Annotated in this window: 20 protein-coding genes; 8 read left to right on the top strand and 12 right to left on the bottom strand. The window is 71.1% G+C overall.

Annotated elements, in window-relative coordinates; translation table 11 throughout:
- The 8 genes from LPA41_RS19225 to LPA41_RS19190 form a co-directional block, all read right to left on the bottom strand.
- On the bottom strand, positions 1–1,545 hold the full coding sequence (locus LPA41_RS19225; protein WP_229072015.1) for an anchored repeat ABC transporter, substrate-binding protein: 1,545 nt from the start codon (positions 1,543–1,545) through the stop codon (positions 1–3).
- 63 nt (positions 1,546–1,608) lie between these two features.
- Positions 1,609–2,247: a choice-of-anchor M domain-containing protein gene (locus tag LPA41_RS19220; RefSeq protein WP_229072014.1), complete on the bottom strand. Its 639-nt coding sequence runs from the start codon at positions 2,245–2,247 to the stop codon at positions 1,609–1,611.
- Complete coding sequence (locus LPA41_RS19215; protein ID WP_229072013.1) at positions 2,244–2,894, bottom strand: choice-of-anchor M domain-containing protein; 651 nt, start codon at positions 2,892–2,894, stop codon at positions 2,244–2,246. Before LPA41_RS19215 ends, LPA41_RS19220 begins: the two co-directional genes overlap by 4 nt.
- 72 nt (positions 2,895–2,966) lie before the next feature.
- Entirely contained in the window at positions 2,967–4,547 is a 1,581-nt protein-coding gene (locus tag LPA41_RS19210; RefSeq protein ID WP_229072012.1) for a TIGR03773 family transporter-associated surface protein, read from the bottom strand.
- A complete protein-coding gene (locus LPA41_RS19205) occupies positions 4,544–5,590 on the bottom strand; it encodes a WxL protein peptidoglycan domain-containing protein (protein ID WP_229072011.1) in 1,047 nt (348 codons plus the stop codon). The genes LPA41_RS19210 and LPA41_RS19205 overlap by 4 nt, the downstream gene beginning before the upstream one ends.
- A gap of 74 nt (positions 5,591–5,664) precedes the next feature.
- Positions 5,665–7,050, bottom strand: coding sequence for a choice-of-anchor M domain-containing protein (locus LPA41_RS19200; RefSeq protein WP_229072125.1), 1,386 nt, complete (start codon positions 7,048–7,050; stop codon positions 5,665–5,667).
- Between the two features lie 538 nt (positions 7,051–7,588).
- Complete coding sequence (locus LPA41_RS19195) at positions 7,589–8,722, bottom strand: CU044_5270 family protein (RefSeq protein WP_229072010.1); 1,134 nt, start codon at positions 8,720–8,722, stop codon at positions 7,589–7,591.
- Positions 8,719–9,342: an RNA polymerase sigma factor gene (locus LPA41_RS19190; RefSeq protein ID WP_229072009.1), complete on the bottom strand. Its 624-nt coding sequence runs from the start codon at positions 9,340–9,342 to the stop codon at positions 8,719–8,721. The genes LPA41_RS19195 and LPA41_RS19190 overlap by 4 nt, the downstream gene beginning before the upstream one ends.
- Before the next feature lie 152 nt (positions 9,343–9,494).
- Between LPA41_RS19190 and LPA41_RS19185 the strand changes: the two genes are divergently transcribed.
- A complete protein-coding gene (locus LPA41_RS19185; RefSeq protein WP_229072008.1) occupies positions 9,495–10,328 on the top strand; it encodes a hypothetical protein in 834 nt (277 codons plus the stop codon).
- A 9-nt stretch (positions 10,329–10,337) separates the two neighbouring features.
- On the opposite strand, the gene LPA41_RS19180 is transcribed toward LPA41_RS19185, so the two are convergent.
- Positions 10,338–11,468 (bottom strand): alpha/beta hydrolase, encoded by a 1,131-nt coding sequence (locus LPA41_RS19180; RefSeq protein ID WP_229072007.1) that lies wholly within the window; start codon positions 11,466–11,468, stop codon positions 10,338–10,340.
- A gap of 247 nt (positions 11,469–11,715) precedes the next feature.
- On the opposite strand from LPA41_RS19180, the gene LPA41_RS19175 reads away from it, so the two are divergent.
- From LPA41_RS19175 to LPA41_RS19165, 3 genes are all read left to right on the top strand, one after another.
- Positions 11,716–12,687 carry a LacI family DNA-binding transcriptional regulator gene (locus LPA41_RS19175; protein WP_229072006.1) on the top strand — a complete coding sequence of 324 codons (972 nt, stop codon included), beginning with the start codon at positions 11,716–11,718 and terminating at the stop codon, positions 12,685–12,687.
- Positions 12,688–12,799: 112 nt separating this feature from the next.
- Positions 12,800–14,647 carry an RICIN domain-containing protein gene (locus LPA41_RS19170; protein ID WP_229072005.1) on the top strand — a complete coding sequence of 616 codons (1,848 nt, stop codon included), beginning with the start codon at positions 12,800–12,802 and terminating at the stop codon, positions 14,645–14,647.
- Positions 14,647–16,911: a carbohydrate-binding protein gene (locus LPA41_RS19165; protein ID WP_229072004.1), complete on the top strand. Its 2,265-nt coding sequence runs from the start codon at positions 14,647–14,649 to the stop codon at positions 16,909–16,911. Before LPA41_RS19170 ends, LPA41_RS19165 begins: the two co-directional genes overlap by 1 nt.
- Positions 16,912–16,918: 7 nt before the next feature.
- On the opposite strand, the gene LPA41_RS19160 is transcribed toward LPA41_RS19165, so the two are convergent.
- Entirely contained in the window at positions 16,919–18,004 is a 1,086-nt protein-coding gene (locus LPA41_RS19160) for an Lrp/AsnC family transcriptional regulator (RefSeq protein WP_229072003.1), read from the bottom strand.
- A 58-nt stretch (positions 18,005–18,062) separates the two neighbouring features.
- On the opposite strand from LPA41_RS19160, the gene LPA41_RS19155 reads away from it, so the two are divergent.
- The 3 genes from LPA41_RS19155 (at position 18,063) to LPA41_RS19145 (ending at position 21,157) form a co-directional block, all read left to right on the top strand.
- Positions 18,063–19,265, top strand: coding sequence for a M20 family metallopeptidase (locus LPA41_RS19155; protein ID WP_229072002.1), 1,203 nt, complete (start codon positions 18,063–18,065; stop codon positions 19,263–19,265).
- Positions 19,262–20,656: an MFS transporter gene (locus LPA41_RS19150; RefSeq protein ID WP_229072001.1), complete on the top strand. Its 1,395-nt coding sequence runs from the start codon at positions 19,262–19,264 to the stop codon at positions 20,654–20,656. The genes LPA41_RS19155 and LPA41_RS19150 overlap by 4 nt, the downstream gene beginning before the upstream one ends.
- A gap of 120 nt (positions 20,657–20,776) precedes the next feature.
- Positions 20,777–21,157, top strand: a complete 381-nt coding sequence (locus LPA41_RS19145) for a helix-turn-helix domain-containing protein (RefSeq protein WP_229072000.1) — start codon at positions 20,777–20,779, stop codon at positions 21,155–21,157.
- Positions 21,158–21,227: 70 nt separating this feature from the next.
- Here the strand turns inward: LPA41_RS19145 and LPA41_RS19140 are convergent, their stop codons facing one another.
- Positions 21,228–21,635, bottom strand: coding sequence for a RidA family protein (locus LPA41_RS19140; protein WP_229071999.1), 408 nt, complete (start codon positions 21,633–21,635; stop codon positions 21,228–21,230).
- Positions 21,636–22,276: 641 nt separating this feature from the next.
- Positions 22,277–23,932, bottom strand: a complete 1,656-nt coding sequence (locus LPA41_RS19135; RefSeq protein ID WP_229071998.1) for a hypothetical protein — start codon at positions 23,930–23,932, stop codon at positions 22,277–22,279.
- 59 nt (positions 23,933–23,991) lie between these two features.
- Here LPA41_RS19135 and LPA41_RS19130 point away from each other — a divergent pair, with 59 nt between their 5' ends.
- Positions 23,992–24,507, top strand: coding sequence for an acyl-CoA thioesterase (locus LPA41_RS19130; protein ID WP_229071997.1), 516 nt, complete (start codon positions 23,992–23,994; stop codon positions 24,505–24,507).
- Positions 24,508–24,607 lie beyond the last annotated feature (100 nt).

Raw genomic sequence — 24,607 nt, 5'->3', positions numbered from 1 at the left:
TCAGGAGAGGCAGGAGCGGAGGGAGTCGGCGTTGAAGCGCATCATCGTGATGTAGTCGGTGACACGGTCGTCGAAGGCGTCGCCGTAGATGTCGCAGACCCGCACGTCCTGCTGCTTGGCGACTTCGACGAGCGTGGACGAGCGGGAGCGCAGGTTGGGTTCCAGGAAGACTGCCTTGATGTGCAGGTTGCGCAGTGTCTCGGTGAGACGGCGCCGGTCGGCGAGGCTCGGTTCGACCGCCGGGTTGGGGGTGACGAAACCCGCGACCGGGATGCCGTAGGCCTTGGCCAGATAGGCGAAGGCGTCGTGTGTGGTGACCAGGTGCCGGTTCGCCGCCGGAATGGCCTCGACCTGGGCCCTGACGTACGCGTCGAGCGCGCTCAGCTCGCCCAGGTAACGGTCGGTGTTGGCACGGTAGTCAGCGGTGCCGGCGGGGTCGGCGGCGATCAGGCTGTCCCGGATCAGCTCCACGTAGGACTGCGCGTTGCCGACGTCCTGCCACAGGTGCGGATCGATCTCGCCGTGCACATGCCGGCCGAGCACTGCCTGTGGCAGCTGGTAGATCCGCGTGCCCGGCCGGCCGAGGAACCGGAATCCGGGCCCGGCGGGCACCTCCTTGAGGGCCTTGGCCGGGACCTCGATCACGGTACGGGCGGGATCGTGCCGCTTCTGCTCGGTGCCACCCTCCCCGTCGGTGTACAGGTACAGCCGGCCCGTGTCGATGTCCGCCGTGACATCGGTGTGGCCGTCGCGCAGCACCAGCGCCCCGCTCATCCCCGGCACGGTGTGCGGGTCGACGCCCACGGCGAAGGTGAACGTCTGCTCGCCCATCGGCACGGGCCTGCTGTCCGCGGACACGGCGAGTTCGGCGCGCAGCGTGAGACGGTAGATGCCGGGTTCGGTGAACGCCCAGCTCATGTGGGTGTGCGCATCCGGCGGAAGGGTCATGGTGTCGTCGCGGTAGCCGTTGGCAGGGTCCAGGCCGTCGCCGGAGTCGAACGCGGTGTCGGGATTGCCGAACGACTCGGTCAGATAGGCGGACAGCCGGCCGGGACCGTCGATGCGGGTCGCCGAGAGCCGGACGTCGGAGGAGCGGGTGACACCGTGCGCGGTGCCGTCGCCCCTGGCGCGCAGGCCGAGCCAGATGGTGTCCAGGGAGACGTCCTCGACGAGCGGGATGATCTCGGCGGCGTACTTGGTGGCGCCTTCGGCCAGGGAGATCTGCCGGACCCCGTCGGGCAGGTTCGCGTCCATCGTCTTGATCACGCTCTGGGCTTCGAGCAACAGGTAGTTGCTGAACGCCACGTCGGCGTAGACGATGTTGCGCACGTCGCGCAGGGTCGGCTCGTAGGCGTGCGCGTCGGCGTTGTCGGGCACGATCGAGTCGACCAGGACCCGGCCGCCGCCGACGTTGCGCACCAGGTCGGCGAGGATGCCGGTGGTGGTGACCACCTGGACACGGCCGTCGGTGTCGGACAGGGCGGGTGGCGGCGCGCAACCGGCCACGGCACCGAGCAGTAACGTGGCGGCGAGCAGGCGTTTCATCGGTCTCCGGGTACGGTGGGGCGGCGGGTCCGCTCCAATTCCGGTGGAGCGGACCCGCCTCGTTTACGGCAGGACGGTGAAGGTGAACGCCCTCGTGCCGGTGGTGACGGTCGCTCCGGTGGCGAGCAGCTTGCCGGTCACCTCGTAGTTGACGGTGTAGGTGCCGGCCTTGGTGAAGGCCCAGTTGGCGTGGGTGTGCGCGTGGTAGGCGACGGCCCGGGTGTCCGGCAACCCGTCGCTGGAGTCGAACAGCCGGGTCGGCGTGCCGGAGGCGACCGTGTAGACGCTGACGTGGCCGGGGCCGGTGAAGCTGTTCAGCCGGAACGTCACCGAGTTCGCCTGGAAGACGCCGGACGGGATGTCCGCGGTGTTCCATCCGGGCCAGAGCAGACCGCTGGTGTTGCCTTGCGGGAGCACCCAGGCGGTGCCGCCCGTGGTGCCGAGGAATGACCACGCGGTGCCGGCCGGGACGGTGATCTTGGCGGCTGCCGGCACCTGGAAGACCACGTCGGCGGGGTCGCGTTCCATCAGGGTGCCGCCGGTCTGGTCGCCGACGTTCAGGGTCAGGGTGCCCGGAGCGGTGTAGTCGACGTCGAGGACGTCGACATGGCCGCTGGTCAGGGTGGTGGCAGCGTAGGCGGGGGAGCCGGCCGCGACGACCAGTGCGGCGGAAAGTGCGGCCGCGGTCAGGAGGCGCTTCACGGCTTGACCACCACCTTGTAGACGGCCGGGTCGGAGGTGACCGTGGTGCCGTCGGTGAGGGTGCCGGTGGCGCGGATCTTGATGAGGTACACCCCGGCCTTGGAGAACGCCCAGCTGGCGTGCTGATGCGAGCCGGCGTCCAGGTTCAGCGTGTCGGGCAGGCCGTCGGCGCTGTTGACCAGCACGTTCGGGGTGCCGACCGCGTCCTCGGTGAAGAGCGCGAGACGGCCGGGACCGGTCACTTTCTGCACCGCGAGCGAGACCGTGTCGCCGGCGAAGATGCCGGCCTCGACCTCCTCGGTGGCGATGCCGGGCCAGAGCAACTCCTCGTTCTGGATCTCGGGAAGGATCCACGTCGGCTTGCCGGCGGTGCCGAGGAAGGCGAAAGCCGGGTTGTCCGGGACGGTGGTCCTGGCGGCGTTCTTGACGAGGAAGACGACGTCGTCGACCTCCCGCTCGACGTCGGGTTCGACGGTCTCGTCGTGGACGCCGATCTCCAGGGCGCCGTCTTCGTAGGCGAGGTCGACGATGTCGACGTGGCCGGAGCTGAGCACCACGGCGCCGGCGGCCTGGGCAGGCACGGCCGGGCCGAGCAGGGCGGCGGCGAGGACGCCGCTGCCGATCAGGAGGCGGAACGGTTTACGCAAGGCGAGCTCCTTGAGACGAGTCCGGCTCAGGGGCGGCCGGGTCGACGTAAACGATATTGGTTTTCATTGTCGTTAGGAAGGCTCTGGGGTGGACACGTGGTCCGTCTCGCCGCGGCGGCGGCGAGCGAGCACAACGGTGACCGCTCCGGCCACGAGCAACGCGACGCCGCCTCCGGCGATCGACACGACGTTCATGCCGGTCTTGGCGAGGCGGCCGTCACCCGAGTCGTCGCCGGTACTGGCGCCGTCTCCACTGCCGGTGCCCCCGCTGCCGCCCCCGTCGCCGGAGCCCTCCTTGCCGTCACCGGAGCCGTCCTTGCCGTCCCCAGTGCTGTCCTTGCCGTCGCCGGTGTCCGTCGAGTCACCCACGGCGAGGGTCAGCGTCTTGGTGTCGGACACGCTTTTGCCGGCCGTTGTGGTTGCGGTCATGTCCACCGTGAGCTTGTAGAGCCCGGCTTCGGTGAAAGCCCAATTGCCGTGCGCGTGGGTGTTGGGCGCGATCCTGAGCTGCTGCGGCAGTGTCTTGGCGGAGTCGAAGACGACCTCGGGCGTGCCGAACGAGCCGGTGAGGAAGAGCTTGAAGTCGCCGGGTCCGCTGACCTGCTTGAGCCGCCAGGTGACGTCGCCCTTGGTGCCTTTCACCACCGACTCGTGCTGGGTGTTCCAACCGGGCCAGACGATGCCGGACTGCTGCGACTGCGGTAGCAGATATACCTTGTCGCCGGCCTTGCCGAGGAAGGCGTAACCCGCGCCGGACGGAACGTCGATCACCGCCTTCTCGGTCACCTTGAGCGTGACGTCCGCCAGTTCACGCCAGGTCGCAGGAGTGGTCGAGTCGTCCTTGATCTTGATCGCGAGGGCGCCGCCGGACAGCTGGGGTCCCATGTCGACGTGACCATCCGAGATCACCTTCTTGCCGCCGGCCGCTGCCGTGACCTTCGGCGCTGCCGCGACGTCGGCGGCCTTGGTGGTCCCGGCGGTCTTGGTGACGGCCGGAGCGGCCTGTTCCGCCGGTGTTGTTCGCTGCGGCGTCAGGGCCCGCGTCTGGACGGGCACGGAGACGCTGTAGACGGCTTCGTCCCGCAACGTCCGGGCGCCGATGCGTGCCGTCGCCCGCAGTGTCACGCGGTACTCGCCGGCGGCGTCGAACAGCCAGACCACGCCGCCCAGTCGCTGCCCGGCCGCCAGCCGGGTGCCCTTTCGGCCGTCGCTGTCGAGCAGCAGGGTGGGCCGTCCCCACTCCGAGAGCGTGTAGGCGGCGAAGGAGCCGGGACCGTCGACCGATGCCAGATCGAGGGCCAGCTCGCCGTCGGTGATCGCGGTGGTGTCGAAGGTGGAGAACGGTGAGCCCTCCTGCAGTGACCACACCGGCGCGCCGGGCTTGCCGAGGAAGGCGAAGGCCGGATCGTCGGGGACGACGCCGACCGGTGAACCGGAGGCGGTGAAGCGCACCGACTGCGGATCCGTGCCGGTCTGTCCGAGGCTGCGAAAGCTCATGCGCAGATCGCCGGACTCCACGGAGAGCGCCAGCAGGTCGGCGCCGTCGGCCGGCGTAGCCGCGACAGCCGGAGTGCCCCCGACAAGTGTCATCGCCAGGGAGGTGGTGGCAACGGCGACGGTCCTGCGCAGGTCGAGCCTTCTCCTGCGGGTCATGAGGTTCCTTCCTTCTCCAGGGTTGCGCTTGCCTGCTCGCGGCCGCGTTGTTCAGCGGCGACCAGGGCCGCCCGCACGCGGTGGCGGCGCCGGCGGCGGGCGAACAGCCAGGCGAGCAGGAGTGCCGCGGCGGCCGCGACGATGATCAGCTGTGGCCACGGCATCAGCCAGAGGGTGTGCTGGGATGTCGCGCGGCCTGGTGCGGGATCGATGGCGCGGCCGTCGGCGGGAACCGGCAGGATGCCGGCGGTCAGCCTCTCGCGGAACAGTGGTGGCACGGAATCCAGCGCGACGGTGGTGGTCACCGAGCCGCCGGGCAGGATCTCCGGGATCGGCTCAGCCGTGGCGGTGCGGCCGCCGATGCCGAACGGCCCTTCGATCCGGACCGACGGGGTGCCGCCGAGGCGTACGTTGCCGGTGTTGGAAATGGTGAAGGCGGCCGTGACGCGCGGCAGCGACAGCGGATTCCACGACGACGCGGTCCCGATCCTCATGTCGGTGATGCTGAGGGCGGGCCGCAGCGGCCCGGTGATCCGCAGGTAGACGCGGGTGCCGACTCGGTGATCGACGGAGACCTGGTTGCCCGCGCTGTCCGTGGTCGCGGCGACCAGCGAGGCCACCACCCCGCCCCCGTGGTCGCCGGGGGTGGCGTCGGCCGGCACGGACACCGTGAACGGCACCACGACGCGCGACGACGACGGCAGCGTGATCGTGGACTGCGCCAGCTTGATCCAGCTTCCGGCGTCGGTGGGCGCGTCATCGCCGGCGCGCAGATCGAAGCCGCCGCCGGCAGTGGTGAAGGCGTCGTGGGCGTAGAGCCGGAGGGTGAGCGGTCGCTCCGAGTGATTGGTGACCGCGACGCGATCCGTCACGGTGGCGCCTGGGTCGAGTTTGTAGTCGAGCGCCGGGCGCCCGTTCGGACCTTTCGGCCCGGACGGCGCGACCGACCACGTCAGGGAGTCGCTCGCGGGCGCGGCCTGGGCGGGCGCGGGGCTCAGGAGGGCGGCTACGGCCAGGACGGCCGTGATGGCGCGGGTACGCATGAGGGGTCTTTCACTTCGTGACCGAGGTCGCGGGGCGGTCCGGGGAGGGGATCCCGAGTCGCCCCGCGACGTCATCAGATGGCGGTCAGGGTGAGGGTGCCGATGTAGGTGCCGGCCGCCGTGTCGGTCGGGACGCTGAGTTTCAGCGCCGCGTCGAGTTCGGCGGTGCCCAGGCCCTTGCCGTTCGGCGCCGACGCGAGCACCGCGCTGCCGCCGAGACCGGTGTGGGGCTGGACGGTCCCGTACGGGTGCGACACCGGCCCGGCCACCACGCCCTGCTGGTTGCCCTGCGACGTGATGCTGGGCGTCCAGCCGAGGTAGCCACCGGTGAACGTCTTGCCGTCGTCGGTGCGGAATCCGTCAGCGACCTGGCCGGACGCGGTCCAGCCGGGCTGGGCCGCGCGGGTGTCGGTCACCTTCACCGGCTTGAGCGCGCCGCTGCTCTCCCAGCGGTCACCGGCTGCGGAGAGCTCGGCCGCCGGCAGAGCGACGGCCCGATCCTCGGGATCGACGCTGATCACGAGAGCGCCCTCGGATGCCTTGATGGTGGCGGTCACCGTCTTGGCGGTGCTGCTGCCCTCGGGCGGGAAGGCCACCCACAGCCAGACCTCGGTAGAGGTTGCCACGGCTTTCTCGCCGTCGTAGAGCTTGACGACGTACTGGGTGCCGTTGAGGGCGCGCGTCGCGGTGAAGCCGTACGACGCGCCGGTTTCGCCCTCGATCGCCGTGAAGCCGTCCTCGGCAGGCTTCTTGCTGAACCACTGGTACTTCGTCAGCGGCCCCTGCGGGGACTGGACGGCCTGCAGCGTGACAGCGTCGCCGGGCTGGTACTCGCCCTCGTTCATGCCGGAGATGCCCAGGCTGAGATCGCCGCCACCGGACTGGAGGTCACCGACCACGAACCGGTGGTCGACCGGCCCGGTGCTGACCTTGGTGCCGTTGGTCAGCGTGGCGTCGGCCTGGAACTTCAGCGTGTACGCACCGGTCGCGGAGAACACCCAGCCGGCGTGCGCGTGGGTGTGCACCGGCACGTCCAGGCGGTCGGGCAGCCCGTCGTTGCTGCGGAACTTGATGTTCGGTGTGCCCAGCGAGTTGGTGTCGAACAGCGTCACGTCACCGGGACCGTCCACACCGACCAGGCTGAGGCTCACCTTGTCGCCGGCGAAGACACCGGCGTCCAGTTGGCCGGTGTTCCAGCCCGGCCACAGCAGGTTCGCATCCTGGACCTGCGGCAGCATCCAGATCTTGCTGCCCGGAGCGCCGAGGAACGAGAACGCCGGGAGATCCGGCACCGTCGTCTCGGCCGCGGGTAGCACCTGGAAGGTCACGTCGGCCGGGTCGCGGACCACAGCAGGGCTCACCGTGTCGTCCTTGACCTTCAGCTTCAGTGCGCCGCCCTCATAACGCACGTCAATGGCATCGGTGTGTCCCTTCGACAGCACCACCGTGTCGGCAGCCATCGCAGGCGCAACGCCGAAGAGCGTGGTAGCGGCGAGGGCGAGACCGATTACGGCGGACGTGACTCGTATGTCGGGTCTAGCCACGCATCATCTCCCTTCTGGACAGTCATTTACTTGAAAATGACTTCCGTTTTCGGGGGCACGCTAGCACGCTGCGTGGAGGGTGACGATGCGGATCGGCCTCGATATTGATAACGATATCGATTTTCTTCTAGCGCCCCAGGCGTGTTGAGACGCGCCGGCGCGGGGTTGGCTCTTTGCAGCCAGCCCCGTTCGCCGTCTACGAGTGCTTCCTTGGTTCTATGGGCGCCTGCTCCGACGCGACCTGCCGGGACGGAGTCGTTGTATCGCCGGCTCGCTGACGTCGGAAGTCAGTCGACGTGCCCGATCCATCGGTAGCGGCGCTTCGGGCTTCGAGCAGGCCCGACGACGTCGATGGCATCCGTTTCCACGATGCTGCTGAAGCGGTCGCGTGGCCCGGCCGGCCGGCGGCGGGGTGAGGTTGGAGGCTGGCCCACACCCCGCCGCTTGCGGTCGGTTACTTCGGAGGGGTTTGGTCGGTGGTTTGCTGGGCCAGGACGAGGGTGTAGCCGAGCAGGGTTCCGGGCTTGAGCCTGGCCGTCGCGCCCGCCGGGCGCAGGACGTGGGATTCTTCGCCGAGGGCGCGCCCGGTTGCGGTGTCGATGATGAAGCGGCGCTCGATGGAGCCGCCGGCGGGGGTCGCCGCGGTGAAGGCGAAGCCGTCGCCCTGGCGTCCGCGCTGGTCGGTGACGGTGCCCAGCAGGCGTACGCCCGGGAGGCCGGCGATCAGGCGGAAGGCTGCCGCGCGGACCGGGCCGCTGACCGGGATGTCGGTGATCAGACCGGTGGCGACGCTCAGCAGCCACTGCTCGCGGTCGGTGGGCAGGTCGCCGCCTCCGCCGTCGAAGTGCTTGAGCAACGCGCTGCGCAACGCCGCCGGGTCTGCCGGGAGCTTTTCCAGATCGGGTACGGAGACGCCCGCGTCACCCAGCGCGTAGATGTCCCGACTGTCCAGCGTGGACGTCTGCCGCGGACCGCCTGAGGTGCTGACCGGGGATGCGGGGCCCAGGTCGCCGGTCGGCAGTGGTTTGCCGACCAGCACCGTCCCGGGCTGTCCCGCGGCACGCCAGGCGGCGTCGTCGGCCGGGGTGAGCGGTGTCATGCCGAGGTCCTGCGAGACGGTCCGGGTGGCTTCTTGGCCGGTGCGGGACAACCAGATCTCGTACGCCGTCCGGTCTGTCATCTCGTACGTCGAAGTGCCGGATCGCACGGTGAGCACCGAACCGCTCTCCGTCCGGACGATCAGGTAGCGCCCGGCGGCGGGTGTGTCGCGGGTGCTGCGCTCGGCGGCCGTCAGGAGTAGCTGGGCGGCGGTCGGTGGGCGTACCGCCTCGGTGGCGGACCCGCCCGGTGCCGGCGCTGCCCCGCCGGGTGCCGGCGCCGGGCCGCCGGTGTTGATCGCGACCGCTGCGACGGCCGCGGCAGCGAGGCCGGCGGCCGGGATCAGGGTGGCGGGACGGAACCGCCGGGTGCGGCGGGCGGCGGTGGGCGCGGTCGTCAGGGCGAAGGGCAGCGGCGCCGGGCCGCCGGGCGGGTCGAGCCGGGCCGGCCGCGCGTCGGCGAGGGACTTCATGACGTCGGTGTGCTTCATCTGATCGGCTCCCTCAGGGCGGGCGGATTGGTGGCGGGCCGAGTGGTGGCGGGCGCAGTGGTGGCGGGCGCAGTGGTGGCGGGCGCAGTGCGGGCGGGCGGCGGAGTGGCAGCAGGGGCCACCGGCTCCTCCGCGGACGCGGCGGCGCGCGTGAGCCGGTTGCGGGCCCGGTGCAGACGGACCAGGAACGTCGGGGTGGAGCAGCCGACGACCCGGGCGGCCGCGCGTGGCGACAGCCCGTCCCAGGCGATCAGGGTGAGCACTTCACGGTCGTTCTCGGACAGCGCCGCGAGCGCCGTCAGGACCGCCGACCGTTCGGCGACGCCGTCGGCGACGTCGGGTGTGTCGGCCGCCCACGTCAGCATCTCGGCGGCGAGGACTCGTTGTCGTTCCTCGTCGCGGTACCGCTCGCGGATCACGTTGCGGGCGACACCGAGAAGCCACGGCAGCGCCGCTCCGGACGGCATCTGCGCGAAGCGCCGCCAGGCGACGAGGAACGTCTCCGCCACGACCTCGTCGGCGAGCGATCTGCCGGCGCGGGCCACGGCGTAGGCGTACACGCGTCGGTGGTTCTGGGCGTACAGCGCGGTGAACTCCTGCGCGTTCTCAGGCTCTGCCACTGATGGGCCGTCCTCAGTCGAAGGTGTTCTGTCACCGGGGAATGCGCCGGGGAGGCGGTTTCTTACCGGGACGGGCCCGGCAGTACCGGGATCGTGCCACCCTGCGACCTCGACGGTGCTCGATGTGCGGACGGCTTGGCAGGCTCCGGCCTGTGCGGACACCACGAATGATCGTCCTTGTCGCGCTCGCCCTGGTCGCCGGTTGTGGCGCCGAGCCGCGGCCGGTCGGGCCACCACCGGAGCCGCCCGTCGACATGTCGTTCCGGGTGGGGGACGTCCGGGAGTTCGCGCTCCCGCTGGATGCCTACCGGCTCAGCGACGAGGAGTTCCGGGCCTTCGACCGGGCGCGGTTGCTGCTGGTGCAGCGGTGCATGCGGCGGTCCGGGTACGCCTATCCGCTGCCGCCGAGCCTGCCCGAGTTCCTGGGGCGTAACGAGAAGCGGTACACGCTCGCCGATCCGGGGCGGGCGGCCACGGTCGGCTATCACGATCCGGAGGCGGACGAGCGCAGCCGGGAGCTCGGTGCTGAGCAGGACATGACGGCGGCCGAGGAGGTCGTGCTCAACGGTCCGCAGGGTGGCGCCGGATGCAACGCGGAGGCGGTACAGCAGCTGGGTGGCACCGGGGTCTCCGGTCTGGTGCAGTCGCTCAGCCACGAGGCGTACGAGCAGGGCCTCGCGGACAGCCGGGTGCGCCAGGTGAGTGCCGCGTGGAGTGTCTGCATGCGGGCTTCCGGGCACGAGTACGCCGACCCGCCGGCGGCCAACGACGATCCGGCGTTCGCGACCCCGGCGGCGACCGAGGCGGAGATCGCGGTGGCGACCGCCGACCTGCGCTGCAAACGGGAGACGAACTACATCGGTGTCCGTGCCGCCGTGGAGACGGCCTACCAGCAGCGGAAGGTCGAGGAGAACCGGTACGGGCTGGAGGCCGTCCGGGCCGGTAACGAGAGGATCCGCCGCGCGGTCGCCGCGATCGAGACTTGAGTGTCGCGCTCACAGCACGGACCCAGGACCGGACGCGAGGCCGGCGACGGCAGGATCGGTCGCGGTGCCGGAGTCGGCAGGATCGGTGGCGGTGCCGGAGGCGGCAGGATCGGTGGCGGTGCCGGAGGCGGCAGACGTGGAGGCGGCGGGCGGGGTGCTGGGCAGGGACAGGTGGGCCATGGCGCGCAGGGACGACGTACCCCTCAGGAAGTAGCCGTCGTGCCCGGCCACGTCCGCGCACGGCAACCGCAGCGCCCCGAACGCGGGGTCGATCGGCAACCGGCCGTGCCCCACGCCGAGCAGCCGCACCCCGGGCAGGCGCCGGGTCCAGTCGTCCGGGGCGCTGCCCGCCCAGACCCGGGCGCCGGTGCGCAGGGCGGCCCGGTCCGGCACGCCCATCCCCGGGCTGCCGATCGCCACGATGTCGGTGACCTGCGCCGGCAGTTCGGCCGCGGCGTGCGCGGCCACGATCGACCCGTAGCTGTGGCCGACCAAGGTGATCTCCAGCTGCGGCCGGTCCTGGAGCAGGCCGGCGACGAACCGGCGCAGGGCGAGCGCGCCGGTGGCCGCCCGGTCCTCGCGGAGCGCGTCACGGCGTACGCCCTCGGGAGTGTCGTAGCCCAGCCACGCGATCACCGCGACCGGCGCACCCGGCCGGAGCGCGGAGATCTCGGCGTGCAGCCGGCGTGCCTGCCAGGCCGGCGCGCGCCGCACCACCCCGCCGAGGCCGGTGTCGAAGTTGGCGCGGTTGGTGTCGACGCCCGGGATCAGGATTGTCACCCGGCGCGCGGTGCCGAGGTCACCCAGCACTTCCACGACGCGGCCGTCGCCGTGCCGGTCGGCGACCAGGTACTGCCGCTCGGGCTGGGCCGGGTCCCGGTTCGCGGCGTAACGCAACCCGGCGGGTACGCCGTCGAGGTTGCCGACCACCGCGGGGTACCGGCGGACGAGGTCGTCGGTGGCCGGCCGGGGCAGCGCCGCGAAGTACGCGGCCACCTGCCCGGTGGTCGCGGTCGCCGGGTCGGGGCCGAACCAGCCGGCGACCCGGGGCGGCACCGGCGCGACCGCCTGGGTGGGGCCGAAGAGCCAGAGCGCGGGCGTGGCGAGCAGCAGCGCGGCGACGATCCACATGCGATTCATCAGGGCCTCCCGGTCGGCCGGACAAGAGCCGGCTCCTTGACGCGTCGGGTGACACGTCCGTCGACGGGTCCGTCGACGCGCCCGTTGACGCGTTCGTTCGATGCGGGAGTGAAGGTAGGTACGCGACGGGGTGCCGATCGTCAGTCCGCGGAGCCGGATGTCCCCTAGCACCCAGGTATGACCGTCTATGCTTCGATCGATGAAACAGGGGGATGGAACAGAATCCCGGCGCGTCACCGTTCGTGACGTGGCCGCACAGACCGGGCTCTCCATCGCCACCGTGTCCCGGGTCCTGAACGGGCGGGCCAACGTCGCGCCGCACACCCGCGACCGGGTGCTCAGTGCGATGGGCGGGCTCGGCCGGCAGGCGCCCCGGCGGCGGGGCGAGCGGGCCACCGGAATCTTCGTACGCTGCCCGTACGTGCTGACCGACTACTTCGGACTGATCGTCTCCGCGCTCGCCGAGGCACTCGAGCCGCACGGCCTCCAGGTGATCCTCAACGCCGGGGTGTCCGCGCAGCGCGAACGGGTGCTGGGCGAGCTGACCGGCCGCCGCGACGTGGCCGGCGCGGTGCTGATCCTGCCGCCGGAACCCGGCGCCGAGCTGGTCCGGCTGCGTGACCGGGGCTTCCCGTTCGTGGTGGTCGACCCGCGCACCCCGCCGCCGCGCAACATCGCCGCGGTCTCCGCCGCGCACTTCGCCGGTGCCCGCCTGCTCACCGCCCACCTGATCGAACTCGGTCACCGCCGGATCGGCATCATCGGTGGCCCGCGGGACTGGCTGGCCAGCGAGAACCGGTTCGCCGGTTACCTGTCACCGCTGGCCGACGCCGGGGTGCTGCAGGCGCCGGAGCTCAACCGGTTCGTGGCCGAGCCGACCGCCGAGCTGGGTCACCGGGCCGCGGCGGAGCTGCTCGACCTGCCGGACCGGCCGACCGCGCTCGTCGCGTTCAACGACAAGATGGCGATCGGTGCGCTGCGGGCCGCCGCCCAGCGCGGGCTGCGGGTGCCGGCGGACCTGTCGGTGGCCGGGTTCGACGACATCGAGCTGGCCCAGGCCAGCGAGCCGGCGCTGACCACGGTCCGGCAGCCGCTCGGCGAGATGGGGCGGATGGCGGTGAACCTGCTGCTGCGGATGCTCGGCGGCCACCGGCTCGACGCGCTGCATGTGGAACTCGCCACCGAGCTGGTGGTTCGCGGTTCCACCGGCCGTGTCTGACGTGTTTCACGGTTCCGGAACCGGAACAGCGCAATCCGGAACCGGAACTCATTGACCCCGCTGGATTGTCAAAGGTTTCCTTCCTGTTACATCTCGTAGCAGGGAGTCCCCCATGAGGTTGTTGCTCGCAGCGGTGGTCGGCGCTACTACCTTCCTTGCGTCCCCCGCATCCCCCGCGCTCGCCGCCGGCGAGACCGTCAACATCCACCTCACCACCACCTCGGACAGCGGCGGCCGCACCGTGACCCGCGGTCTCCAGCAGCAGGCCCCCGTCGCGTTCGGCCCGGCCGGCGGCACCGCCAGCCACACGATCACCGTGAACGAGGGCGTCACCTACCAGACCTTCGAGGGCGGCGGCGCGTCGATCACGGACACCACCGCGTACCTGTTGCGGGGCGGGCCGGTCAGCGCCGCCACCCGGGACAGCGTGATGACCAAGTTGTTCAGCCCGGCCGAGGGGATCGGTCTCTCGTTCGTCCGCAACCCGATCGGCGCGTCCGACCTGTCCCGGCCCGGCAACGTCTCGCTCGACGACACCTGCTGCGACCTCAACGACTTCGGCGCCAACGGGTACGACACGAACGTCCGTCTCCTGACCCAGCAGGCCCGGTCGCTGAACCCGGCACTGCGGGTGAAGGGCGTCCCGTGGAGCGCGCCCGGCTGGATGAAGGACAACGGCCGGATGGACCAGATGGGCTGGCTCAAGTGGGAGCACTACCCCACGTACGCGCAGTACCTGGTCAAGTACATCCAGAGCTACCAGGCCGCCGGCGTGCCGATGAACTACATCTCGGTGCAGAACGAGCCGAACTGCTGCCAGGCCGCCAACCCGACCGCGATGGACTACCCCGGGATGAGCTGGAACCCGGCCGGGCTCGTCGAGTTCACCAAGAACTTCGTCTACCCCGCCTTCCGGGCCGCCGGGATCACCACGAAGGTGCTGATCCACGACTGGAACTACGGCGACTACGCGAACTTCGGCGCGGCCATCCTCGGTGACGCCGGCGTGCGCAACGATCCGCTCTTCGGTGGCATCGCCTGGCACGGCTACTTCGGTGACCCGGTCGTCGGTTCGCAGGTGCACGACGCGTACCCGTCGGTCAAGCAGTTCAGCACCGAGCACTCCGGCGGCACCTGGATCACCAACCAGCACAACGAGGACCTCGCCGACATCGTGAACTACGCCCGGAACTGGAGCAGCAGCCTGGTCAAGTGGAGCCTGGCGCTGAACCAGAACATGGGTCCGCACAACGGCGGCTGCGGCACCTGCACCGGGCTGATCACCGTGCAGGAGGGCGGCAGCCGGGCCGGTCAGGTCGACTACACCGTCGAGTACTACACGACCGGGCACCTCACCAAGTTCGTGCGGCCGGGCGCGGTCCGGATCGAGTCCAACAACACGGCCGTGCAGAACGTCGCGTGGCGCAACCCGGACGGCTCCAAGGCCCTGATCGCGCACAACGGCGGGACGTCGGCGCAGTCCGTCCGGGTCAACTGGTCCGGGCAGTCCTTCGTGTACACCCTGCCGGCCCGTACCACCGCGACGTTCACCTGGTCCGGCACCGCCGCACCGCAGCCCACCGGTGCGATCACCGGCCTGGCCGGCAAGTGCGCCGACGTGGCCGGCGCGGCAACCGCGAACGGAACCGCGGTGCAGCTCCACACCTGCAACGGCAGCGCCGCGCAGCGGTGGACCCGGGCCGCAGACGGGACGCTGCGGTCGCTCGGCAAATGCCTCGACGTGAGCGGGCCCAGCAGCGCCGACGGCACCGTGACGCATCTCTGGGACTGCCACACCGGCAGTTCGCAGAAGTGGACCTACGACAGTGCCACCCAGCGGCTGGTCAACCAGTTCTCCGGCAAGTGTCTCGACGTGACCGGCAACAACTCCGCGGACGGGACCCGGCTCCAGATCTGGGCCTGCGGCGCCGGCGCCAACCAGAAGTGGGTGCTGAACTGATGCTGCTCAAGTCCTTCGTCGCGGCGACGGTCGCCGCGACCGCCCTGACCGGGGCGCCGGCTTCCGCGACGGCCCTGACCGGCGCGCCGGCTTCCGGGACGGCCCTGACCGGGGCACCGGCGTCAGCGGCAGGCACCTCGGCGAAGGCCGCGGTCGTCACCGGCACCTATTCCGGCGGCGGCGCGCAGTGGGCCCCGCTGCCTCCGGCACTGTTCGACAGGTCGGCCAAGACCGCCGACACCACCGTGGTGATCGACCCGAGCCGGACCCGGCAGAAGTACACCGGCATCGGCATCTCGATCGACGAGACGAGCGTCTCCAACCTGTGGAAGCTGACGCCCGCCGAACGGGACCGGGCGATCCGCCTGCTGGTCGATCCCCGCACCGGCGCCGGCCTGGACCGGTTCCGGCTCACCATCGGCAGCCCCGACCTGATCGAGCACCTGCCGTTCTGGTCCTACGACGAGTTGCCGCCGGGCGTCACGTCGGACTGGGACCTCAAGTACTTCTCCATCCAGCGCGACATCGATCTGCACATGGTCGACACGATCAAGCTGATCCGGAAATACAACCCGAAGGCGACGTTCCTGGCGTCGGCGTGGAGCGCACCGGCCTGGATGAAGACGAACAACAGGTTCACCGGTGAGGTGGCACTCAAGCCGGGCAGCGCGACCGAGTACTACCAGGTGGGCAAGCTTCGTGATGACTGTATTGACGTGTTCGCGCGGTACTACGTCAAGTACATACAGGCGTACCGACGTCAAGGCATCAACATCGATGCGTTGACGTTACTGAACGAGCCAGGTATGGACGTGGTGTACCCCGCGATGGACATCAATATTGATCAACAGGTCAAGTTGTCCGCCGCCATCAAGCGGGAACTGCGCAAGGCACGGCTCAGCACGGAGTTGTACGTCCACGACTTCAACTTCTGGGACTGGCGCGACCCGAACAGCACGGCGACCAAGAACTACCACCGGATCTTCGAGGACCCCGCGGCGCGGCGTGCGGCCGACGGGATCGCCTTCCATCCCTACTGGGGGGACCCGGCGGTGATGCGGGACGCCTACGAGGAGTTCGGCAAACCGGTCCACCTCACCGAGACCAGCGACCTGTCACCGGCCACCGTGCTGAACGACTTCCGGCTCGACGCCAGCTCGTACATCCTCTGGGCGCAGGCCACCGACCAGGACGGCGGCACCCTGCACTGGACCGACAAACGGGACAACAACGTCGACTGGGCCGAGGTCGGCCGGACCAGCAAGTGGCCGAACCGCATGGTCAAGGTGGACACCACGACGAAGACGTTCACCGTGCGGGACGAGCCCTACCAGCTCGGCCAGTTCGCCCGTCACCTCGGGCCCGGCCATGTGCGGGTGCAGTCGAGCGCACCGGCCGCCGGCATCAGCAACGTCGTGTTCCGGCAGGAGGCGCGGCACGGCACGGGCTACGTGGCGGTCGTCGGCAACAGCAACGACAAGGACACGAGGGTACGGGTGACGCTCGGCGACCGCTGCTTCGTGGCGACGGTGCCCGCGGGCTCGTACGCCACCTATCGCTGGACCGACACCGGCCGTCCCGCGCGGCACAACCAGGCGCCGCGCCTGGCCGCGGTCCCCGCCGTGACCGCCGACCAGTACGCGAGCGTGCGCATCCCGCTGCGCGCCACCGACCGGGACCAGGACCGGCTCTCGTTCTACGCCACCGACCTCCCGGCCGGCGTCCGGCTCGACGCGGACACCGGGCTGATCACCCTCACCCCGACGGTGGCGGGCCAGGTGCGCCTGACGGTCGCGGTCACCGACGGGCGGGGGTACGACGAGACGACAGTGCTCGTGACGGTCCGGCCGCACGGTGCGCCCGCCGGTGCCACGGTCGAGGCCGAGGCCTACGCCGAGCAGCACGGCTGGACCGAGGGCGGCGCGAACTTCGTCGAGAACAACCCGTCGGCGAGCGGCGGCCGCAACGTCGGGTGGACCGCGCCCGGGAACTGGTTGAGCTACGACTTCGACCTGGCCGCCGCCGGCACGTACCAGCTGGAGATCGGCGCCGCCACCGGACTGGGTGCCGCCGTCCCGGACGCGATCTCCGTCCGGGACGCCTCGGGAACGGTCCTGGCCACGGTCACCGTGCCGGACACCGGTGGCTGGGGAACCTTCCGGCCGGTCCGGGTGCCCGTCACCGTGCCGGCCGGCGCCCAGCGACTCACGGTTTACTGTGAAGCCGGTGGGTTCAATCTGGACTACCTGCGGCTGACCGAGTAGGGGCCGGTCAGCCACCCGACTGCCGGAGGCGGGCCACAAGCTCGTCTTCGGCAGCGTCGGAGACCGGGTCGCTCCAGAACCCGAGGGGTACGGTCCGCAGCCGCCGCCCGTGCGGATCGAGCAACTGACCGCCCAGTTTGAGCACCCAGAGAGCCACCGCCCGGTCGGCGATGGTCACCTCCGGCACCTGCGCGCTGAGCCGGGCCTCGAAAGCGGCGATCTCCTGCACCGACCGCAGCCAGACGATCAGGATCAGGTTCGCCGAGCCGGAGAGCGTGGCGCAGAACCGGGTCTCCCGCATCCCGCTGAGCTTGCTCACGACCCGGCCGGTGTCGCCGGGCGGCAGCGTGCACCAGAGCGACACCGAGATCGGGTACCCGGAGACGTACCGCGCCACCTCGCAGCGGTAGACGATCGACCGGTCCGCGTCGAGCCGGTCCAGCCGCCGCCGGACCGTGGTCGGGCTGAGCCCGGTCCGCTCGGCGATCCGCACCGCCGGTTGCCGCGGGTCCTCGCTGAGCACCTTGATGAGCCGCAGGTCGTCGTCGGTGTAGACGTGACTTGTGCCGCGCGGCGCCGGCCGGCCTTCGAGCAGTGCCTGCCGGGCGGGGTCGCTGAGCCGGTCCAGCCGCCACCGGCTGCCCTCGCTGTGCACGGTGACCGCGATCTGGGTGCGGGACGCGGCCACCCCGGGCAGCAGACCCAGTCGCAGGCTCAGATAGCGGCCGAGCTGCACGTGGTCCGGGAAGGCGGCCTGGATCAGCAGGTCCCGCGCGCCGGTCACGTGTTCCAGGGTGACGATGTTGGGGTCGTCGGCGAGGTCGGCGGCGACCTCGGGCAGCCGGCCGGCCACGCAGTCCACCTCGATCAGGGCGAGCACCACCGAGGGGAGTGCGAGCTGCGCGGGGAGGCAGCCGATCCAGGCGTGCCCGGTGCGGTAGAGCCGGTTCCAGCGGCGCGCGGCGGTGGAACCGTCCACCCCGATCGCGGCGCCGATCCGCTGCCAGTCGGCCCGCGGCGCGAGCTGCAGCGCGGTGAGCAACTGGTAGTCGAGTTCGTCGAGGGTGAGCGTTTCCGGCGTCTCAGCGGTCATCGGTGGCGGATCTCTGCAATTCCCGGCCCGGTGCGGTCACTCTGGTGACCATACCGCCATGTTCACCTCCTCCGACGCTCTTCCCTACGCGGAGCGGCTCATCGCTCTGCGGCAGGCGCTGCACCGGGAGCCCGAACTCGGGCTCGACCTTCCGCTGACCCAGGCCAAGGTGCTCGAAGCCCTCCGCGGGCTGCCCCTGGAGATCACCACGGGAAAGGCGCTCACCTCGGTCACCGCTGTGCTGCGCGGCGGACGCCCCGGCCCGGCAGTGCTGCTGCGCGGCGACATGGACGCGCTGCCGGTCCAGGAGGAGAGCGGGGTCGCGTACGCCTCCGAGATCCCCGGCGTGATGCACGCCTGCGGGCACGACCTGCACACGGCCGGCCTGGTCGGCGCGGCGCACCTGCTCGCGTCCCGGCGCGACGAACTCGCCGGCGACGTGGTCCTGATGTTCCAGCCGGGGGAGGAGGGCCAGCGGGGCGCCAAAATCATGATCGACGAGGGGGTGCTGGATGCCGCCGGCGAGCGCGTCGTCGCCGCGTACGCCCTGCACGTCGCCGCCACCGCCCTGCCGCTCGGCCTGATCGCCACCCGGCCCGGCACCGTCCTGGCCGCCTCCGACTCGGTGACCGTGACCGTCACCGGCCGTGGCGGGCACGGGTCGTCACCGCACCTCGCGGCCGACCCGGTGCCGGCGCTCTGCGAGATGGTCACCGCCCTGCAGACCATGGTGACCCGGACGGCCGACGCCTGGGACCCGGCCGTGCTGACCGTCGGCTCCGTGCACGCCGGATCGGCCTTCAACGTGATCCCGGAGAGCGGCACCTTCCAGGCCACGGTGCGGACGTTCTCGGCGGAGACGCACCGGGCGATCCGGGCCGGCGTGGAACGCGTCGTGCGCGGCCTCGCGGACGCGCACGGTGTCCAGGTGGAGATCGACTATGAGGAGAACTACCCGGTCACCGTGAACGACGCCACCGAGGCCGACTTCGCGTACCGGACCATGCGCGAGGTCTTCGGCGAGCAGCGCGTACTGCTGGCACCGCGGCCGCTCGCCGGCTCGGAGGACTTCTCCTTCGTCCTCGACGAGGTGCCGGGGGCGTACCTCATGCTCGGCGCCGTGCCGCCCGGCACCGACCCGGTCACCGCCCCCATGAACCACGCCCCGCAGGCCGTCTTCGACGACCGGGCCGTGCCCGAGGCCGCCGTCGCGCTCGCCTCCCTCGCCGCCACCCGCCTGCGGACGGCGGCCACGTCGTGAGCGCCGTTGTGCTCGACCGGCAGAAAGTGTCAGCCGTCGTCGGCCTGCTCGTCCTCTTCGAGATCACCAGCGGGTTCATCCAGGGCGCGGTGGCGCCGCTGCTGCCCGACCTCGGCGCCGAGATGGGCATCTCCGACGCGAACCTGAACTGGGTGATCTCGGTCCAGTTGCTCGCGGCGGCGGTCTCGGTGCCGGCGTTCGGCCGGCTCGGTGACCTCTACGGCCACCGCCGGATGCTGCGCGTCGCCCTGGCCTGCGTGGCAGTCGGCAGCGTCCTCGTGGTGATCGCCCCGAACCTGCCGGTCCTGCTCGCCGGCCGCGCCCTGCTCGGCCCGCTCGCCGCGCTGCTGCCCCTGGAGATCGCGCTGGTGCGGGACCGCCTGCCGGTCGACCTGGCCCGGCGCGCCATCGCCCGGCTGGTCGGCGCGCTCGCCCTCGGCGGCCTGCTCGGCGGCGTCATCACCGCCGGCCTGCACCAGCTGATCGGCGACGCCCGGCTCACGCTGGCGATCCCGGCCGTCCTCGCGGTCATCTGCGTACCCGTGTCGTTCCTCGCCGTCCCGGAAACCTCGCGGCTCGCCACCGGCAAACTCGACGTGCCCGGCGTCGCCGCCCTGAGCGTCTCCATGGTCGCGCTGCTCACCGGCATCTCGCTGCTCAGCTCGTCCACCGCCGCCGGCGCGCTGCTGACCCTGCTCGGGGTGGCCGGCTTCGCCGGTTGGGTGCTGCTCGAACTGCGCACCGCCGAACCCCTGGTCGACCTGCGCGCCCTGGCCGGCCGGCACGTGGCGCCGTTCTTCCTCTGCTCGTTCGTGTTCGGCATCGTCTACTTCGGCAGCCAGGCCCCGGACGCCACGTTCCTCGCCGCCGACCGCGACACCACCGGCTACGGTTTCGGCTTCACCGCGCTGCAGATCTCCCTGGTCGCCCTCCCGGCCGCCGTCGCCGCCGTGGTCGGATCCAACCTGACCGCGGTGATCGCCGGCCGCTTCGGTTACCGGCCCACCCTGATCGCCGCGTTCCTGACGATCGGGGCGACCTTCCTGGCCCAGGCGCTCCTGCACGACGAGCTCTGGCAGCTCCTGCTCTTCAAACTGCCGGTCGGCCTGGCCGCAGGCGTAGCCCTGGGCGCCATGCCCACCGTGATCGCGGAAACCGCCGACCCGTCCCGGACCGGGATCACGACGGCCCTCTACAACAACGTCAAAACCCTGGGCGGCGCAGTCGCCGGAGCGGTGGTTGCCGCCATCCTGGCCGCCTTGGTCCAGGCCGGCGGGAGTACGCCCACCGAGGGCGCCTACATCACCGTCTGGCTGATGTGCTCCCTGCTCTGCGTCGGAGCAGCCGCCGCAGCCCTCTTCGCCCGCCGCGCCGAGTCCCCGGCTCTGTAGTCGCCTGGTTTGTGGTCGCCCGGGGTCTGCCGGTTTCTGGTCGCCTGGGATCTGCCGGTTTGTGGCCGCCCGGGCCCTGCCGGTTTTGTGGTCGGCCGGGAACTGATGGAGAGTGGGCTGGTGGGAACCCGCCAGGAGATCAGTGCCCTGCCGCCGGAGGCCGATCTGGCCCGGGCCGACTCGCTCGCCCGGGAGATCTTCTCCGACATCGCCAACAAATGGGCGCTGCTGATCATCGAGTTCCTCGGCCAGCGGACGATGCGGTTCAGCGAACTGCGCGACGAGATCGGCGGCATCAGTCACAAGATGCTGACCCAGAACCTGCGCATGCTGGAGCACAACGGCCTGATCGAACGGACCGTGCACCCCACCGTCCCGCCCCGGGTGGACTACAACCTGACCGAGGCGGGCGAGGCGTTACGTGCCGTGGTCGACGGCATGTGCGGCTGGACCCAGCAATACCTGAGCCACATCGAGGCCTCCCGCAACAGCCGCCGCTAGCTTCTGCGGTCGTTGTCGCGGGAGGCGCCGGACGGCTCGCCGTGGAACACGAACTCGCCGTCCGCCAGGGTCACTCGAGGACGGCCGTCGCTTCGACCTCCACCAGGTGCTCCGGCACATCGAGGGCGACGATGCCGAACAGCGACGCCGGGGCGGCCGGGGTGACGCCGAGCTTCGCCGCCGCGCGGGCGATGCCGTCGAGCACCTGCGGCATCTGCTCCGGGCGCCAGTCCACCACATGCATGGTCAGCTTCACCACGTCGTCGAAGGTGGCGCCGACGCCCGCCAAGGCCGCACCGACATTGACGTAGCACTGCTCGACCTGGGCGGCCAGGTCACCCACGCCGATGTTGTTCCCGTCGGCGTCCCAGGCCACCTGCCCGGCGACGTGGATCAGCTTCGAGCCGGTCGCCACCGACACCTGCTTGTAGATGGGGATCTCCGGCAGTCCGCTCGGGTTCACCAGGGTCACGGCCATGTCGTACTCCCACCTCAGTCTCTTACGGTTACCCAGAAACCGTAAGTGACCAGCCTTGAGCTGGGAAGAAGGCACTTTTTCGAAACTCGGTAACCGAAAAGTGACCATGGGCCCGGCCTCAATCACCATCGCCGCGCCCGCCGCGCCCGCCGCGCCCGCCGCTCACGCCGCTTCCGCCGTCCGTGCGGGCGTCGGGCTCCGGTCGCCGTCCGTGCGGGCGTCGGGTTCCGGTCGCCGTCCGTGCGGGCGCCGCGCCCCGATCGCCGTCTAGCCGCCGCCGACCGCGCACCGACCCCGCGTCCCCCCGGTTCCGGCCCCAGTGGCGCCGAACGCGCCGCCCCTGGCGAGATGTTGATCTGCTAGCGCTACGAAATCGCTGTGATCATGGGGTCAAAACCGCGATTTCGCACCGCTAGCAGATCAACACCGCTGCGCGGAGCCAATGCAACCGACCGCAGCCCCTTGTCCAGGGACCGCATCCGAGCCGAGGGCAGACAACACCACGCCGCCCCCAATGCCTCGCCCGCCGCCGCAGCGACCTCCGGTGCGCCATGTTTCGCGACCTCTACCAGCGCAAACCGACAGAAGAGCTCGCACCGCCTGCTTGACAAGACCATAGGGACACCCCTCGGTCGTCTGCCTCAGGAGTCGGCGGAGGGCTTGCGCTGAGCCGGGATGAACGCGGTGGGGTCGGCGACAGCCTTCGCCGGGACGATCTCCTCCCGCGACAGCCGATGAGTCTCCTCGTCGTCAGCCGGCTTGGTGGCGCCAACACTTCCAGCCTCGGCCCCCTCGGCGGCGGCCGTCTTGGGCGTGGCTGGTTCGGCGGCAGCCTTCGGCGCGTGCTCTTCGCCAGTCTCGGCCTGGGCGGCGGTCGAGGCCGGGGCGGCGGTTGAGGCGTGGTCGGCGCTTGATGCCTGCGCGGCGGTTGACGCCTGCGCGGCGGTTGACGCCTGCGCGGCGGTTGACGCCTGCGCGGCGGTTGACGCCTGCGCAGGGCTCTGGGCCGGGGCGGCGGTTGAGGCCTGCGCAGGGCTCTGGGCCGGGGCGGCGGTTGAGGCCTGCGCGGAGCTCTGGGCGGGGGCGGCCGACGAGGCCTGCGCGGAACCCTGGGCGGCGGCGGTCGAGGCATGCGCGGAACTTTGGGCAGGCGCAGCGGTTGAGGCCTGCGTAGCGGTCTGTGCAGCGGGCGCGGCGGAAGTGGCCGGTTCTGCCTGGCGGGCTGCCGCGGTCCGCGCGTCCAGCGGCCGGGCGGGCTTGTCCGACTTGTCGGGCAGCTGTTCGGGGGACTTTTCCGGATTGGTGGTAATGCCGGATTTATTGGAATCCGCGACGGCTTTTGCTGTGGGGAGTACCTGTGTGCGGTCCGATTCGGCGGGCAGGGGCGGCTCGTTGCCGGTGGCGGCGGCGAAGACCACGGTGTGATCGTCGCTGGGGGCCGTCACTGTCGAGGCCGACGGCTTGCGGTCGGTGGTGGACACCGCGACGGTCTTGTCGGAGCTGGGGATCGCCACGGTCCGGTCGGCGGCCGGCATGGTCACAGTCCGGCCGTTGGACGGCGAGGCGGCGGCGGTCCGGCCGTTGGACGGCATGGACACGGTCTGGTCGTTGTTCGCGACGACCGTCGTGCGGCCGCCGGACGGGACGGCCACCGTGCGGTCGTTGGTGGGGACGGCCACGGTGCGGTCGGCCGAGGGGACGGCCGCGGTGCGGTCGGCGGAGGGGACGGCCACCGTGCGGTCGTTGGTGGGGAAGGCCACCGTGCGGTCGGCGGGGGCGGCGGTGACCGGGACGCCGTCGCGCAGGACCGTTGTCTCGGCGATCGACATCGGGACGCCGGGGACGGTGGCCTTGCCGCGGAAGCGGCCGATCTCGCCGATGATGGGCAGGACCGGCGGCTCGTAGCGGGCCCAGCGGCGGCCGCTCAGTGCGGTGCCGAGCAGGGGGATCGCGAGCAGGGCGGCGAGGCCGTACCCGGGGCGGCTCAGGTCGAAGCCGTCTTTGGAGATCTCGGGTGACCACAGGGCGGCGTACGACTCCGGGGAGTTCCACGCCCAGATGGCGACGCCCAGGTAGACCGCGCCGGTCAGTGCCGGGCCGGCGGGGGAGACCGGGGCGTACGTGAGGATCGTGAAGAGGATGCCGCAGAAGAGCAGCAGCAGCAGGCCGGCGATCGACTCCTCGGCGAAGAACTCGCGGCCCCGGCTTGTCAGGTCCTGGGTGAATCCGACGCCGGCCAGGATCCAGATGGACGGGCCCAGCACGAGTGCATAGAAGATCGACCTGAGGTGGCGCATGATCCGGCACGCTACCCCGATGGGGCAAGGGGTCGCGAACGCCGTCGTACCGTACCCGTATGGAACAAGGACGCCCCACCGCGCGCTCGCGGGTCACGCTCAGCCGGATCATGAGCGCGATCGATGTGAACCTGTACGGCACGGTGCACGGCGGTGTGCTGATGAAGTTCGTGGACGACGTCGCCGGTGCCAGCGCGGCCCGGCACAGCGGCGGCACCGCGGTCACCGCGGCGATCGACGAGATCGTCTTCCTGGAGCCGGTGCGGGTGGGCGATCTGGTGCACGCGTACGCGCAGGTGAACTGGACCGGTTCGACGTCGATGGAGGTCGGCGTGCGGCTGACCGCGGAGCGCTGGGACGCGGTGGAGCCGTCGCCGATCCCGGTGGCCACGGCGTACCTGGTGTTCGTCGCCATCGATGTGGCGGGCCGCCCCCGGCAGGTGCCGCCGGTGCTGCCGTCGGACAGCGCGGACCGGCGGCGCTTCCAGGAGGCGGAGATCCGCCGTGATCACCGGCTGGCCCGGCGCGCGGCGATCCAGAAGGCCCGCGCCGAGCACGCGGACGACCAGGAATAACGGACAGGCGGGCCGAGGTACGGCCGGGGGGCGAAACGTCAACGCCCAGCCACAGTGATCAACTGCGCAGTATCGGCAGCCGCGCGGAGCGTTAATGTGA

The sequence above is a fragment of the Actinoplanes sp. DH11 genome (genome assembly GCF_020873875.1).
Taxonomy (GTDB): domain Bacteria; phylum Actinomycetota; class Actinomycetes; order Mycobacteriales; family Micromonosporaceae; genus Actinoplanes.
This window is presented reverse-complemented; position numbering and strand designations above follow the sequence as displayed.

Coding starts and splice junctions, on each gene's coding strand:
- LPA41_RS19225 (WP_229072015.1), bottom strand. CDS start 1,545: ATGAAACGCCTGCTCGCCGCCACGTTACTGCTCGGTGCCGTGGCCGGT.
- LPA41_RS19210 (WP_229072012.1), bottom strand. CDS start 4,547: ATGACCCGCAGGAGAAGGCTCGACCTGCGCAGGACCGTCGCCGTTGCC.
- LPA41_RS19205 (WP_229072011.1), bottom strand. CDS start 5,590: ATGCGTACCCGCGCCATCACGGCCGTCCTGGCCGTAGCCGCCCTCCTG.
- LPA41_RS19200 (WP_229072125.1), bottom strand. CDS start 7,050: ATGGCTGCCGACACGGTGGTGCTGTCGAAGGGACACACCGATGCCATT.
- LPA41_RS19195 (WP_229072010.1), bottom strand. CDS start 8,722: ATGAAGCACACCGACGTCATGAAGTCCCTCGCCGACGCGCGGCCGGCC.
- LPA41_RS19180 (WP_229072007.1), bottom strand. CDS start 11,468: ATGAATCGCATGTGGATCGTCGCCGCGCTGCTGCTCGCCACGCCCGCG.
- LPA41_RS19170 (WP_229072005.1), top strand. CDS start 12,800: ATGAGGTTGTTGCTCGCAGCGGTGGTCGGCGCTACTACCTTCCTTGCG.
- LPA41_RS19165 (WP_229072004.1), top strand. CDS start 14,647: ATGCTGCTCAAGTCCTTCGTCGCGGCGACGGTCGCCGCGACCGCCCTG.
- LPA41_RS19160 (WP_229072003.1), bottom strand. CDS start 18,004: ATGACCGCTGAGACGCCGGAAACGCTCACCCTCGACGAACTCGACTAC.
- LPA41_RS19155 (WP_229072002.1), top strand. CDS start 18,063: ATGTTCACCTCCTCCGACGCTCTTCCCTACGCGGAGCGGCTCATCGCT.
- LPA41_RS19140 (WP_229071999.1), bottom strand. CDS start 21,635: ATGGCCGTGACCCTGGTGAACCCGAGCGGACTGCCGGAGATCCCCATC.
- LPA41_RS19135 (WP_229071998.1), bottom strand. CDS start 23,932: ATGCGCCACCTCAGGTCGATCTTCTATGCACTCGTGCTGGGCCCGTCC.
- LPA41_RS19130 (WP_229071997.1), top strand. CDS start 23,992: ATGGAACAAGGACGCCCCACCGCGCGCTCGCGGGTCACGCTCAGCCGG.